The organism is Streptomyces aurantiacus JA 4570, from assembly GCF_000414115.1.
Taxonomy (GTDB): Bacteria; Actinomycetota; Actinomycetes; order Streptomycetales; family Streptomycetaceae; genus Streptomyces; species Streptomyces aurantiacus_A.
Map to the genome: position 1 here is coordinate 58,081 of NZ_AOPZ01000014.1, position 11,145 is coordinate 69,225.

General features: G+C 70.7%; 9 protein-coding genes and 1 riboswitch. Of the genes, 3 read left to right on the forward strand and 6 right to left on the reverse strand.

Annotated elements, in window-relative coordinates; all coding sequences use genetic code 11:
- The first annotated feature begins 2 nt into the window (after window positions 1-2).
- Window positions 3-3,242, forward strand: coding sequence for a non-ribosomal peptide synthetase (locus STRAU_RS01715; protein WP_259299799.1), 3,240 nt, complete (start codon window positions 3-5; stop codon window positions 3,240-3,242).
- A 136-nt stretch (window positions 3,243-3,378) separates the two neighbouring features.
- Here the strand turns inward: STRAU_RS01715 and STRAU_RS01720 are convergent, their stop codons facing one another.
- The 4 genes from STRAU_RS01720 to STRAU_RS01735 all read right to left on the reverse strand — a co-directional run bounded on the left by STRAU_RS01720 (window position 3,379) and on the right by STRAU_RS01735 (window position 6,709).
- Window positions 3,379-4,125, reverse strand: a complete 747-nt coding sequence (locus tag STRAU_RS01720; RefSeq protein WP_016638484.1) for a DUF1838 family protein — start codon at window positions 4,123-4,125, stop codon at window positions 3,379-3,381.
- Between the two features lie 74 nt (window positions 4,126-4,199).
- Entirely contained in the window at window positions 4,200-4,916 is a 717-nt protein-coding gene (locus STRAU_RS01725) for a LysM peptidoglycan-binding domain-containing protein (protein ID WP_037657037.1), read from the reverse strand.
- A gap of 2 nt (window positions 4,917-4,918) precedes the next feature.
- Window positions 4,919-5,083: riboswitch (cyclic di-AMP (ydaO/yuaA leader) on the reverse strand.
- Between the two features lie 589 nt (window positions 5,084-5,672).
- A complete protein-coding gene (locus STRAU_RS01730; RefSeq protein ID WP_037657039.1) occupies window positions 5,673-6,083 on the reverse strand; it encodes a DUF6069 family protein in 411 nt (136 codons plus the stop codon).
- Complete coding sequence (locus STRAU_RS01735) at window positions 6,080-6,709, reverse strand: TetR/AcrR family transcriptional regulator (protein WP_016638487.1); 630 nt, start codon at window positions 6,707-6,709, stop codon at window positions 6,080-6,082. The genes STRAU_RS01730 and STRAU_RS01735 overlap by 4 nt, the downstream gene beginning before the upstream one ends.
- Window positions 6,710-6,880: 171 nt before the next feature.
- Here STRAU_RS01735 and STRAU_RS01740 point away from each other — a divergent pair, with 171 nt between their 5' ends.
- Complete coding sequence (locus STRAU_RS01740; RefSeq protein WP_259299800.1) at window positions 6,881-8,347, forward strand: FG-GAP and VCBS repeat-containing protein; 1,467 nt, start codon at window positions 6,881-6,883, stop codon at window positions 8,345-8,347.
- 216 nt (window positions 8,348-8,563) lie between these two features.
- Here the strand turns inward: STRAU_RS01740 and STRAU_RS01745 are convergent, their stop codons facing one another.
- Window positions 8,564-9,349, reverse strand: a complete 786-nt coding sequence (locus tag STRAU_RS01745) for a hypothetical protein (protein ID WP_016638489.1) — start codon at window positions 9,347-9,349, stop codon at window positions 8,564-8,566.
- 257 nt (window positions 9,350-9,606) lie between these two features.
- Here STRAU_RS01745 and STRAU_RS01750 point away from each other — a divergent pair, with 257 nt between their 5' ends.
- Entirely contained in the window at window positions 9,607-10,206 is a 600-nt protein-coding gene (locus tag STRAU_RS01750; protein WP_106967771.1) for a peptidase inhibitor family I36 protein, read from the forward strand.
- A gap of 195 nt (window positions 10,207-10,401) precedes the next feature.
- On the opposite strand, the gene STRAU_RS01755 is transcribed toward STRAU_RS01750, so the two are convergent.
- Window positions 10,402-10,908: an HD domain-containing protein gene (locus STRAU_RS01755; RefSeq protein ID WP_037657041.1), complete on the reverse strand. Its 507-nt coding sequence runs from the start codon at window positions 10,906-10,908 to the stop codon at window positions 10,402-10,404.
- Between the last annotated feature and the right edge of the window lie 237 nt (window positions 10,909-11,145).

Sequence of the window (11,145 nt, forward strand, 5' to 3'; positions counted from 1 at the left end):
GTGTGCGTTCGTTCAGTGCGTCGGCTGCGCATAAAGGGTTGTGGCTGGCGCAGAAAATGACACCCGACACGCTGAACCATGCGATGACCATGTGGGAAGTGAACGGTGCCCTGGACACCGCCGCCATGGAATCCGCATTCCGGCATGTCATGGACGAAGCGGAAGTACTGCGCGTCAACTTCGTCGACGACGACAACGGCCTGCGCCTGGCCGTCCAAGACCTGGGAGACTGGCGGCCGTTCTTCCTGGACCTCAGCGCCGAGCCCGACCCCGACCAGGCAGCGCGCGAAGCGCTCGCCGACATCGTCAAGCAGCCGTTCGACCTGGAACACGACCTGCTGTTCCGCCTGGGCGCGGTCACCCTCGCCCCCGACCGCTGCCTGGTCGTACTCGCCTACCACCACCTCATATCCGACGGATTCGGCGCCGGCGGCCTGCTCTCCCGACGCCTCGCCGAGGTCTACACCGCACTCGTAAGCGAAAGCGAGATCCCCCCACAGCCCCACCCCTGGGACGCCGCCTCGTTCGCGAACGAGGCAACCCGCTACCTCGCCTCCGACACCTTCACCGAGGACACGGAATTCTGGCGCGACTACCTCAAGGACGCACCCGCGCCCGCACAGGTACCGCGCATCGCCCTGACCGACACCCAGCGCTCCGCCCTCGACGAACCCATGAGCAGCGCCGACCGCTGGTCGGAGGTGGCCGGCTCCATCGGCATGGTCAGCCGGACCCTGACCGTGCCGCGCGCCGAGGCGGACACCTGGACCCAGGCCGCACAGTCCATGGGCGTATGGATGTCCTCCATGCTGACCGCGGCCGCGGCCGTCTTCTTCCGCCACCGCTGCGACCACCCGGAATTCCTCCTCTCCCTGGCCGTGGGCAACCGCGTCGGAGCGGCAGCCACCACCCCCGGCCTGGCCGTCAACGTCGTGCCGGTACGCATCAAGGTCCCGCTCACCGCGACCTTCGCCGAGATCGCCGACGCCGTCGTCGACGAGACCTACGAAATCTTCGGCCACACCGCCTGCCACTACTCCGACATCCAGCGCGCGAGCGGAACCGTCCTGAGCGGCCGCGGCAGCTACGGCGCCGTCATGAACGTCGTCGAATTCGTCGAGCAGCTCCACTTCGCCGACCACCCGGCCCGCTACTTCCCCGCGACCACCGGCGTCTTCGACGAACTCTCCATCGGCCTGTGCACCGACGGAAGCCCCGACAGCGACCTGTTCCTGCGCCTGGACGCCCCCGCCACCCTCTACTCCCGCGCCGAACTGCGCGTCATCGGCGCGGAACTGATCGACTACATCCGCGCCGTGGTGGCCGCCCAGGAACAGCCCCTCGGAGCACTGGACGTGATCGGCGGCGCCGCACGGGAGCAGGTCCTGACGGCACCGAACAACACCGCCACACCGCTACCGGAACTGACCGTCGCGCAACTGTTCACCCGCCAGGCGCAGCAGACCCCCGACGCCATCGCCGTCCAGTTGGCCGACACCGCCCTGTCCTACCGGGACCTGGACGAGCGCTCCCACCGCCTCGCCCAGGCACTGCGACGGCACCAGGTCGGCCCCGAAACGGTCGTGGCGGTGGCACTGCCACGCTCCGCAGACCTGATCACCGCCCTGCTGGGCGTGGCCAAAACCGGCGGAGCCTACCTGCCGCTGGACCCCGCCACCCCCGCAGAGCGCCTCAAGCCGGCCCTCACCGACGCCGCGGCCCGCGTCCTGCTCACCGACGCCACCACGGCCAAAGCGCTCTCCGCCGACCTGGACATACCAGCGATCCAGTTCGACGACCTCGCTGCGGACAGCCCTGGCGCCGGCAGCGACCGCACGCAAGACTCACCGGCCCCGGCCCGCCCGGACAACCTGCTGGCCGTGATGCACGCCACCGACCCCACCGGCACGCCCACCACGGTCGCCCTGACCCACCGCAGCATCCAGCGGCTCGCCCTGGACCGCACCCTGCAGCAGGGCGCCCGCCAGACCGTGCTGTGGCACACACCGCCCACCTCCGACGCCCTGCCCCTGGAAGTGTGGGCGCCCCTGCTCAACGGCGGCCGGGTGGTCGTGGCCCCGCCGGGAGACCTGGACACCGACGCCCTGAGCACCCTGCAGGCAGCCCACCGCATCACCACCGCATGGCTGCCCGCCGGCATGCTCTGCGCCATCGCAGCCGAACACCCCCAACGCCTCGCTGCGCTGCGCGAAGTGTGGACCGGCGGCGACCGCGTCCCGGCGGCCGCCCTGCGGCGCATCCGGGAAGCCTGCCCCGACCTGACCGTCGTCCACGGCCACGGCCCCGCGGAAACCACCGTGCTCGCCGCGGCCCACCGCCTGGCCGCAGGCGAACCCCCGCACCACGCCGGCGCGGCCGGCCATCCCGCGGACAACACCGCCCTGTACGTCCTGGGCCCCGGACTGGCACCGGTCCCCGCCGGCGTGAGCGGAGAGCTGTACGTGGCCGGGCCCGGCATCGCACGCGGCTACCCCGCACACCCCGCACAGACCGCACACCGCTTCGTGCCCTGCCCCTTCGGCCCGCCCGGCACGCTCATGCACCGCACCGGAGACCGGGTGCGATGGAGCGCCGAGGGCCACCTGGAGTACGTCGGCCGCACCGACACCCAGGCGGACATCCGCGGCGTCCGCACCGAATCGGCCGAGATCGAAGAGGCACTGTCCGAACACCCCGGCCTCGCCCACGTGGTCGTCGTCGCCCGCAACGACGACGCCGGACAACAGCGCCTGATCGCCTACGCCGTCCCCGCCCGCGGCCACGACTCCGCCACCGACCTCTCGAGCGAGGAACTGCGCCGCTACGCCGCCGAACGGCTGGCGGAGCCCATGGTGCCGTCGGTGTTCGTGCTCCTGGAACGCCTGCCGCTGACGGCCGGCGGCCGGGTGGACCGCACCTCGCTGCCCGAGCCGGAGTCGGGGGACGACAAGTACCGGGCGCCGCGCAACCGCACCGAGCGGGTGCTGGCCGAGGCGTTCGCCGACGTCCTGGAACTGGACCGCCTGGTGGGCATCGACGAGGACTTCTTCGACCTCGGCGGGAACTCGCTGCGGGCGATCAGGCTGGTCAGCCTGATCCGCGCCGAACTGAACCAAGAGGTGTCCATCCGCACCCTGTTCGCGGCACGCACCATCACCGGCCTGTCCGACAAGTGGAAGGACCTGGCCCAGTCCAGCAGGCCGACCCTGAGCAGGAGGACCAAGGCCGGCGAAGTCCTGTGAGCACGCGCCGCCCGGCCACGACGAACCCGTGAAAGGGGTGCGGTGAGAGCGAGACGGCCCGCAAAAAGGCGGCCGTACTCCCGTCTCTCACCGCATCCCTGCTGTCACCGCATCCCTGCAGGGGCAGGCGCGGCGGCTACTTCGGCGGGTGGAGCTTGCGGAAGTACGTCCAGCTGGTCTCGTTCGGCTCGCTCCACTCCTCGGGGGCCCGGGCGAACTCCGGGCGGTGGGCGGCTATGTAGGCACGCGTGCGCCCGGGGACCTCGGCGTACGAGCCGAGCTTGCGGCCCTGGCAGTGGAAGGTGAGGCCACCGGGCCGCTGCCCGCGGGCCATCCAGGGCAGCCACGGCGACATCCGGCTCCACGACATGGTGGCCGGCACCCCGGCCGCGGAACCGGCCAGGTCGGCACGCCCGGCGAAGAACTGGAAGAGCTCCAGCGCCGTGTACGTGTCGCCGGCCGAGTGGAGGGGGTAGCGGGCCACCGGCAGGGGCGAGGGGTAGGCGAGCGGGATCTCCAGGCTGAAGCAGACCTGTGGGCCCAGCTCAGTCACCGGGATCGGGGCGGGCCGCCACTTCTGGTTCGCCGGATCGTTCCAGACGTGCACCACCGGCAGGCCCTGCCAGCTCTCCAGGATCTCCCGGGTGTCGGGGTCCAGGTAGAAGGCGGCCTCACGGCTGAGCAGCCGGTAGGCGTCCGGGCCGGCTTCGGCGTCGCGGACCAGGCGGGCGACATTGAGTCCTTCGAAGCCGAAGAGCCGCTGGTAGGGCTCCTCGGGTGCCCAGGAGTACACGTTTCCACTCCACCAGTACGTGACCTCCTCGCCGTCGAGCGAAGCGCGGGTGCGGGCGAAGGACCGGAGCAGCTCTGCGGGTGTCGTCATAGGCAGTACTCTGCGCGGCCCCGGCCGCACCGCTCACCCCGGGGCAGGCTCCCGATCGCCGCGGGGGAGCCTGCCTAGTACGGGCCGTTGACGTTGTCGATCGAGCCGTAGCGGTCGGCCGCGTAATTGCAGGCGGCGGTGATGTTGGCGACCGGGTCGAAGCTGTCCAGCGACGTGCCGGGCACGTGGTAGGCGGCGAAGGTGGGGCCGATGACCTGCAGCAGTCCCTTGGACGGTGTCCCGGCCACCGCGTTGGAGTCCCAGTTGTTGATGGCCAGCGGGTTGCCGGAGGACTCCCGCATGACGTTGCGGTGGATGCCCTCGTAGGAGCCGGGGATACCGTGCTGGGCCATGATGTCGAGCGACTCCCTGATCCAGCCGTCGAGATCGTCGGTGTAGGTCTTCTTCGCCGGGGCGGCGGCCGTCTTGGCGGCCGACGCGTCGTCGCGCTCGGAGCGGTCCGCCCGCTCGGCCGGACCCTTCGTGCCGAGGGTGAGCTCGAGACCGGGGTGAATCAGCTTCGGGTCGTCGCCGAGGGCGCCGCGGTTGTCCTGGTAGAGCTTCTTCCAGCCGCCGCTCACCGAGTGCTCCCGGGCGATCTTGGAGAGGGTGTCGCCCGCGACGACGACGTAGGTCTTGGGCGCCGCGGCGGGCTTGGCGGCCGGGGCCGCGCCGGCGGAGGTCGCACCGAGCACCGGCAGGGCGAGCACGGCCCCGCCCGTGCCCGCGACGGCGATGCCCCGGCTGAGCGGGCTGGACTTGGGACGGCGGTGCTTTCCCTTTGCAGGCATGACGAATTCCTCTCCGTCGCCTACGAGGTGAGCTGTCGGGTTCGGACGGGAGATGTCCGGCCGCATGGTGAATGCGACTTCACCCCGAGCCGTTCCGGAATCCGGACCGGCGTCTTACCTGGGTCCCCCGCTCCTGCCGTGCGTAAGTGAGTGGGTGGGTTGGGTTTCCGGACGGCGGCAGGACTCGGCGTTCCGTCCGGATCGACGGTGACGTTAGGCGAGAAAGCCCGAACAGAACAAGACCAGAATTCGAATAGAGAATGCACAAGGCCCGCCCCCGCCGCCCGGAATCCCACGACCGCATTGATCAATAAGCCCAACTTTCTTTGCGCAGAACGGAAATGCGCTCAACCGCCCCCTGCGGCCCACCACCGCCGGTGTGACCCATTTCACCGAATGGGCACGGGCCGGAATGCGGCTCGACGGCATATCGGGGCGCCCCATTCGAGCGAGCACCCGCAATATGCGCACCACTTCGTTTACGCCATTAATGACGCGAAGAAGCGACTTCCGGCGCAAAGGCGGACAAAGCGCGGCGCCTGGCTGCGGGGCAAAGCAAGCCGGACGCCCGCACCCGGCGCACCAGGCCCCACCGCTGTGCGTACGGCGCTCAACACCCCGCCCGAACAGGGGAATTGCGGTGGCCGGAAATTCCCGGGACGGCGGACCCTCCCCAGATACAAAAAAAATGAAAGCCGCGAAGTCCCGCCGACGCCGCGGCAGTTACGCCCCTGGCCATTTCCCCCGGACCGAGGGTCACCCCCCGGCGCCACCGGCTGCCGCCTTGAGGGGCCTGCCGCCCAGCCCCGGGATCAGCACCACCGCCACCGCCAGATGCATCAGAGCGAGGAAGACCCGGGTGCCGCCGTCCATGCCGCCGCCGAGGAACGGCAGAAAGGACACGGCCAGTACGACACCGGCCACCCCGGACCAGACGGCGCGGGCACGCCGTACCCCCAGCCGCTCCAGGGCGCCCAGCAGCCCCCAGCCGGCCAGTGACGCGAGCAGCGCGACGACCGCCACCGGCACGACACCGATGTCGAGCCTCTGCCCGCCGTCGGCGATCCGCAGCCGGTGCCCCAGCAGCGGGTCTGCGACCAGCCACACCAGGACGGGCGCCAGGACCGCCAGGGCCGCAACTGCCAGGCGCCCTCTGCGCACGCTCACCTGGCGCTCCCCGCGAGCGCCCCGTGCAGAAAGACCTCCACCAGCTCCTGCGGGGTCAGGTCGGGCTCGTCCTGGGTACGCGGCTGGGTGAAGAGCAGCCCGAAGAAGAGGGCCGCGATCTGCTCCGGCGGCCGCCGCAGGGCGGCCCTGTCGGGCTCCAGCAGCTCCGCGAGGGCCGCGCGGATACGGGTCGTCGACTCCTCGCGGCCCGCGCCGCGCACCGTGCCGGGATGCTTGCCGCCCCCATGCCCCAGCGAGCCGAGGATCGCGCCCATCCTGGACATGTGCGCCTGCAGCGCCTCGGCCGCCTCCGCGAGCCGGTCGGGCAGCGGCTGGGACACATCGATCGCGTCGAGCTCACGGACCGCGTGCTCGGGGGAGAGCGCCTCGGCCATGCAGGCGTGCAGCAGCTCGTCCTTGTCGGCGAAGACCCGGAAGATCGTGCCCTCGCCGATGCCCGCGGCGCGGGCGATCTTCGCGGTCGTCACCGCGGCCCCGTACTCGGCGATCAGCGGGATCGCGGTCTGGATGATCATTTCGCGGCGCCGCTCCGGCGACATCTCCGGCGACATGGCCGGGGCGCGGCGCCGGGTGGCCTGCTTCTCGTTCTCCTCAGGTGCTGTCATAACCCCGAGACTACGGAGTGAGTCCTCACTCCGTCAATGAGTGAGGACTCACTCCGCCCATTTTCTCCCCCTGAACCCGCCACCGACCACCGGTGAACTCCGTACAACCAGCACCGCCCTTCGACGGTCACACCAGACAAGCCGCATCCCGACGACCGAGTGGGGGCCTCCGTGCCACACAGCCGCCGCATCCTGACCTGCGCCATCGCAACAGCCGCGGCCACCGCCGGAGTTGTGCTCCCGTCCGGCGCCGCCGCTGCCCCACCCCGTACCGCCACCAGCGACTTCAACGGCGACGGCCACGCGGACATCGCCGTCGGCGTCCCCGGCGGAACCGTCGGCGGCCAGGCCAAGGCCGGATACGTGAACGTCGTCCGGGGCGGCCCGAAGGGCACCGGCGCCCACGGAAGCATCCGAATCACCCAGGCCACCCCCGAGGTTCCCGGCACCCCCGAGGCGGGAGACCGCTTCGGCGCATCCGTGGCCCTGACAGACCTCAACGGCGACGGCATCGCGGAACTCCTCGTGGGCGTCCCCGGCGAGGACGTCACCGACCGCGGTACGAATGCGGGCATGGTCATCGCCGTGGGCGGCTCCAAGAACGGGCCGGGACCGGCCTCGACGGTCCTGACCGGCCGCTCTCCGTCGGCCGCGTACGGCACATCGGTGGCCGCGGCCGACCTCACCGGCGGCGGCAACAAAACGATCGTGACCGGCGGCACCGACAAGGTCGTCGCACGTGTCATCCAGGGCGAGGACAGCATGGTCACCACCGTCGTCGCCGCTCCCATGGGCGGCCGCGCCCCCGCCCTGGCCACCGGCGACTTCGACAGCGACGGCCACGACGACCTGGCCGTGGCGTACTGGACCGCGGGCGCCCCCCACACGCAGTCCCACGTGCGCCTGTGGAAGTGGGACGCCGACCGGTCCGAGATGGCCAACTTCTGGAACACGGACAACGCCGGCGTCACCGCCCTGGCCGCAGGCGACTTCGACGGCGACGGCCACGACGACCTGGCACTCGGCGAATGCCGTGAGATCGCCGACGAGAACATCGACGACCCGTGCGGCCCCGAGAAACTCGCCAACGGCGGCGGCATCCACCTCCACTACGGAAGCCCCGCGAACGGCTCGTTCGGCACCCGCACCCAGACCCTCAACCAGGACACCCCAGGCGTCCCGGGCGTGGCCGAGAACGGCGACCGCTTCGGCGCCGCCCTCGCCGTCGCAGACATCAACCGCGACGGCCGCGACGACCTGATCGCCGGCGCTCCCGGTGAGGCCATCGGCAACGCAGCGGGGGCGGGAGCCGCCTGGCTGCTCCGCGGCGGCGCCCGCGGCCTGCTCGACGCAGACGGCGCTGCCACGTCCGTCGCCCGGAACCAGGACACGCCGGGTGTCCCCGGCGTCGCCGAGACGGGCGACACCTTCGGCGCGGCGGCCGCCACAGGCGACTACAACGCCGACGGCACACCGGACGTCACGATCGGATCCCCAGGCGAAAACGCCTCCCTGGGCGCCGCATGGCTACTCCCCAAGGGCTCGGCCGACGGCTCGGCGGCCTACTCCCCGCGCACGCTCGACCTCCCGTACCTCTCCACGGCCCAGAAGTACGGCAAGCCTCTGAGCAGCCGCTGAGCGGCTGCGCTCTACCGGGACGCGGCCACGATTCCCAGGGGACCCGATCCCGCAGGCATTCCAGGACCGCGAGTTCAGGATCCGCCCGGGCGACTGGTCCGACATCGAAGCGAAGTGGGCCGCCGGTGAGCCGACCGACGAGAGCTTCAGGGAGCCGTTCCGGTGCGCCCGCACTCGCAGGCCGCTGTCCGCAACTCGTCCGGGGTGCGCCCTCGTTCACTCAGGAAGGCGGGGTTGGGCGCGGAGCAGGTTGAGGCCCAGGGGCGTGGTGCGGTGGCGGACGCTTGTTCCGGCGCGTTGGGTGGTGATGGGGAAGGTCACCGTCATGGGCGGGGTGTGGTTGACGCAGAAGGCGTTGGTCGGAGTGAAGAACGACGGCACCAGGTGCAGTCCCCAGCCGTTGAGGTGTACGTCGTCGTCGTACAGGGGGTGGCCCACGTCCAGGACGGGTGGGTTCCAGCGGATGGAGGGGTGCAGGTTCGACAGGAGAGCGTCCAGGCCACGCTGAGACAGCGTCTGCGTGAGGCCACCTGTGACGGTTTCGTAGTCGGCGGCCAGCCGGTGCTGCAGGGGGTGGATGGCCGCTTGATGGTAATCACGCAAGGCACGGCCCAGGGACCGCAGCGCCGGGAGCGATCCCCGGCCCAGATCGTGCGCCCAGGGCGGAAGGCGGCGGCGCTCGGCCAGCTGCCCCAGATCGCGGTTCAGTAGCGGCCGCGGGGTGCTCAGTACCTGATCCAGGCCGCTCTCCAGGTCGGGTGAGGGTCCGGTCGGCGTCAGGAAGTCGGGGCAGGGGCCGGTGGGCGGTACCAGGGTCAGCAACTGATGCGCGGTTCGGGGCAGGCGCATCCGCGCCCACGCCCGCCAAGGGGCGTACGCCGCACCGGCGTTGGTCACCTGCAGGGCACGCAAACTGCGCTCGATGTCCCACAGCGGCGCTGGTTGCTGAGCGATTGTCACCTTGCGTAGGTCGCCGGCGTCGAAGTGGATGCGTACACCCATCAGTTCCCCGTCATCTGGTACAGGTGTCCAGCCATTCGAGGCAGATCGAATGGGTTGGTGGATCGGAGCATCGCGGCAACAGTTGGTCACGCGCAACGCAGATCTGAGCCGATCACGTCGCACCACAAGACCGGCAGCAACCGCTTCGCGTTCATCGACTGGCCGCCTGGCTGGGTTGAGGTCTCATTTCGCTGCGTCACTGATGATCCGTCGGCCGACAGACCATCAGTGACCCGAGCCCGAAAAGGGGTTCTGGCATGTTATGTCCCCATGGAAACATCCGGCGCATCGCCGTTACCGCTGCGGCACTCGCCGCAGCGGTCGGCTTGGCCGCCCCCGCCGCCTCCGCCGACACCACCCGCACGAAGGCGCAGACGTTCGCGGCGCAGGTCGCCGCGGCCGGTCTGTCCGCAGGCGAGGCGACCGCGGTACAGGCGAAGGTGGACAGGTACATCGATGAGCTCGGCGGCACCCAGACATCCGCGAACCGCATCGCCTTCGACGGCGGCCAGCTGATTGTCGCGCTGCCGGGGGAGAAATACGCCCGCGACCTCGGCGCCGCGAAGTCCGACATCTCGATACAGTCCCCCTCGCAGTGCCACTCCAAGTTCTTCTGCGGATGGAAGGGCACTTACTACACGGGAGACTTCTGGGAGAGGTCGGCCTGCAACAAGTACCACGAGATCCCGAACGGCTGGAACTCCGGTGGCTCGTGGTGGAACAACCAGACGAACGGCACCGTCGCGCGCATGTACAACAAGAGCTACAGGCTCGTGTACCAGACCCCACCGGCCGGGCAGGACTCTTTTGACCCGGCCGGCGACTGGGGACCGGTCTGGTACGTGAAGGCATGCTGAGCTGACCCCACCGCACGGGCGTGGCTCCGCCCGGCACACGCCCACGGCCCGGGCGGGGCCACAGCCTCAGGCCGGAGGGCCTCCGATCCGACCGCTCCGGCCCTCGCGTCGAGCCGCGCTCAAGCGGGCCGGACGCAAGCGGGGCATCACGGCCGAGGCGTCCCGGCATCGCCCTTGCCCTACGAGGCGGTGCGGTCAGTAGCGGGCGTCCAACTCGGCGAGCAGCGACGGGTTGATGACGCGGATGACGGCCTCGACGTCGTTCCGGTCCGCGGCGGGCCACAGCCGGGCGCGCGCGGAGCGGTACTTCGCCGCGAGGCGCTCGCGCTTGTCGGCGGGAAGCCGCGCGGCCCGGTCGGGGCGGGAGTTGTGCGCATTGTCCGCGATCTTCACGAGTGTTGCCCGGGGGTCGGCAGTGATACGGCGGATCTTCTCGTCGTAGGTCATCCCCGTCTGGTTGGTCACCGCCTCGACGATCTCGACGACCCGGGCCGGCACGCCCGTCTCCCGCAGACGCCCGGCGGTCCAGTCGGTGTCTTCCAGGAGGTCGTGCAACAGGCCCGCCATGACGAGTTCGTCGCCGAACGGGCTGAGCCCGGCGGCCACTGCCCGGACATGCTCGATGTACGGCACTCCGATCTTGTCGGTCTGCCCGGCATGTGCACGGTCGGCAAGAGTCTCGACCTCACGGACAGAGATCACGTTCACTCCTTCGTCAGCCCTTGTGGGCCCGCGCTCCGCTCCCGGGTCAAAGAGGCCACGGCTGTCCGGACCGTACGGCGCCGCCGACGAGCGTGCACTGGAAAGGCCGGCCGGGCAGCCCCCACGCGGGCAGGCCCGCCACCCCTCACTGGCCTCACCCCGGCATCGAGGACGCCTTCACGGCGGTGGTCGATCCGGCGGTGCGCGGGTGCGGGCACGGTGGTCCCATCCTCCATC

What these genes read in the sequence shown, in the direction of transcription:
- STRAU_RS01720 (WP_016638484.1), bottom strand. Translation starts at nt 4,125, where the DNA reads ATGACGACACCCGCAGAGCTGCTCCGGTCCTTCGCCCGCACCCGCGCT.
- STRAU_RS01725 (WP_037657037.1), bottom strand. Translation starts at nt 4,916, where the DNA reads ATGCCTGCAAAGGGAAAGCACCGCCGTCCCAAGTCCAGCCCGCTCAGC.
- STRAU_RS01735 (WP_016638487.1), bottom strand. Translation starts at nt 6,709, where the DNA reads ATGACAGCACCTGAGGAGAACGAGAAGCAGGCCACCCGGCGCCGCGCC.
- STRAU_RS01745 (WP_016638489.1), bottom strand. Translation starts at nt 9,349, where the DNA reads ATGGGTGTACGCATCCACTTCGACGCCGGCGACCTACGCAAGGTGACA.
- STRAU_RS01750 (WP_106967771.1), top strand. Translation starts at nt 9,607, where the DNA reads ATGTTATGTCCCCATGGAAACATCCGGCGCATCGCCGTTACCGCTGCG.